Raw genomic sequence first — 2139 nt, forward strand, 5'->3', positions numbered from 1 at the left:
ACACTTACCTTTGAAAAAACTCTTAAAATCACTGACTCCGATAGTGACTTCAAAAACATCATTAACTATAGATATTATAATTTAAAAAAAGAAAATAGTCTATAGTTTTTATAAGCATCTGTTTTATTACAGGTGCTTTTTAGTATGTTATAATCTTACTAATTGATAGTTTGTACGTCCGTACTGTTGCATGGTTAGGGGCTGGAGGGGTTCCCTAGGCATGGGACAGGTCGGACGTACAATTTAATATTTAGGGGGTTATGACATGTCTAAAAAATTTACATTAGTTAATTCTGATGGCTCTAAAGAGTTAATAGACAACAAAATAAATGCTATTACTGATAATAAAATTTTAGTTGATAAAAATTACTTAGATTTACTAATTAAAAACAATATCCCTTATTCTTCATTTTCTACTGATTTTGATAATTGTTTTATTGTGCGTCAGGGAGTTAAGAAGAAAAAGTTTAGTCCTGAAGAAGTTAAGCAAATTGAAAAAGATTTAGAGACAATGAGTATACGTCAAGTCTCTATAAAATATAGATGTGGATTTCCTACAGTTCATCGAATTAAACATGGCAATTACTAGTTATACTTTATTTACTAATGTACATGCTTTATGTTATAATTTGGTAATATCGGAGGTGTTTCAGATGAATTTTATCAATAAATCTATTTTTAAATTCTTACTATTTGCCAAACAACATAACTTGTACTATGAAATTTGTTATCATCCTGATGAATCGTCTGATGAAATTTTAGATATTAACTTTTTATGTCAACATGATAATTCAGATGTTACTGGGAAAACATCAATTAGAATCTTTTTTTAAAAGCAAAATAAAAAACAGTTCAAGTTGACAGCGGAGCAAAGATTTTGTCAACTGGTTTGAACGGGTATGACTTATTAAGTATTCGTCAAGTCTGAATAGACTATTTGTTTAAATTCGTTTCAAAACTAATGATTTTTTTGATTTATTTATTTATATATTTTATTTATATATATTAGAAATAAGTGTACTCATGATAAAACTAAGTCAAAAAAGGCTTTAAACGTTCAAATTTCAACATTTTGACGGAAAAGCAGTTATTTTTGTTATTTACTTGATTATGAAAGTATATTACGAGAAAATTTAAAAACTGCTAAAATCCATTAGGGGGTGCTATTTTTGGAAATTGATAGACCAAAAGAAAATATAAGACCTAAATTGTATGATACTGTTAGGGTGAAAGAGATGGGTAATATTATTGAATTAATGTATTCTGAATTTAAAAATAATAAAATAGTTATTAAAAAAATAAATGCTAATGAATACATTGATACGCGTACAGGGGAAATTAAAGAGTTTAATCATATATCAGATAGGTCGCAACTTAAGAGTGAGGTTAGAGCGTCTTTGAGAAGGCTTAGAGACTATTTAAACACTAATATAACTAATGTATCATGTTGTAAATGGGTTACTCTTACTTATAAAGAGAATATGACAGACTCTAAGAGACTTTATAAAGATTTTGAAAGATTTAATAAAAGACTTAAGTATTACATAAATAAAGAGTTTAATTTGACATACGAATATATTGTAGCAATGGAACCACAAGGTCGTGGAGCATGGCACTGCCACATGGCTATGATATTTGAAACTGATGCTCCATTTATTCCTAATTCTAAAATGTCAGAGTTATGGAAACAAGGATTTACAGTGACAAAAAAATTAGATGATGTTGATAATGTAGGTGCATATTTAACTGCTTATCTTGGTGATATATCACTTGATGAAGTTCAAGATATGCTTGATGATGACAGAGTTTCTCCTGGCTTTATTTTAAATAATTTTGTAGGTAGAGAAGTTAGGGACGTTGAAGTTGAAGGAGTTAAAAAAAGTATTTTAAAGGGTGCAAGACTTTGTATGTATCCTCCTAAATTTAATTTATATCGTTGTAGCAAAGGCATAAAAAAGCCTAATATTGATTACAAATATGAGTTTGAAGCACAAAAAAAGATAAGTGATGGCACACTTACCTTTGAAAAAACTCTTAAAATCACTGACTCCGATAGTGACTTCAAAAACATCATTAACTATAGATATTATAATTTAAAAAAAGAAAATAGTCTATAGTTTTTATAAGCATCTGTTTTAT

Annotated in this window: 2 protein-coding genes; both read left to right on the top strand. The window is 28.1% G+C overall.

The features are described from left to right. Nucleotides 1-265 precede the first annotated feature (265 nt). On the top strand, nt 266-589 hold the full coding sequence (locus tag KGF42_RS18980) for a hypothetical protein (protein ID WP_227826894.1): 324 nt from the start codon (nt 266-268) through the stop codon (nt 587-589). A 580-nt stretch (nt 590-1169) separates the two neighbouring features. After that, nucleotides 1170-2117, top strand: coding sequence for a hypothetical protein (locus tag KGF42_RS18985; protein ID WP_255651008.1), 948 nt, complete (start codon nt 1170-1172; stop codon nt 2115-2117). Nucleotides 2118-2139: the final 22 nt, after the last annotated feature.

This window comes from Clostridioides sp. ZZV15-6383, assembly GCF_020657735.1.
Taxonomy (GTDB): domain Bacteria; phylum Bacillota; class Clostridia; order Peptostreptococcales; family Peptostreptococcaceae; genus Clostridioides; species Clostridioides difficile_D.